Origin of the sequence: Escherichia sp. MOD1-EC5189, assembly GCF_002966045.1 — a bacterium.
In the GTDB taxonomy this organism is placed as follows: domain Bacteria; phylum Pseudomonadota; class Gammaproteobacteria; order Enterobacterales; family Enterobacteriaceae; genus Escherichia; species Escherichia coli_F.
On record NZ_PTRX01000128.1, the window covers coordinates 1 to 396 of the forward strand.

Sequence of the window (396 nt, forward strand, 5' to 3'; positions counted from 1 at the left end):
GGTTTATAAGTATTGTTATTGCATACTCAAGGCCCTTTAGCTCAGTGGTTAGAGCAGGCGACTCATAATCGCCTGGTCGCTGGTTCAAGTCCAGCAAGGGCCACCATATCAGCATTCACGTATCAGGAAGAGTTAAGGGTACAAGGGGTACTCGATGGCGGTCTATATTTCACGACTAACGCCATTTCAAGGAAGAAGTGTGGTGGGTGGTTTCGAATGAGGGCTGGTGTTTTGGTACGTGGCACGCCACTGCAATGTATTTATCCATCAGTACTCATTCAAAAGTACCTGGAAAAAATGCCCGCTATGCCAAGCGGGCAAATTGCTTACATGTGGAATTAAGTAATTAACGATAAAGCCAGAGTATTATCATTTATTATACCCCTTCATTTAATC

1 tRNA gene is annotated in these 396 nt (G+C 43.9%); it reads left to right on the top strand.

Annotation, left to right across the window (positions count from 1 at the left end):
- The first annotated feature begins 30 nt into the window (after window positions 1–30).
- Window positions 31–106, top strand: a tRNA-Ile gene (locus tag ATB02_RS25865).
- Window positions 107–396 lie beyond the last annotated feature (290 nt).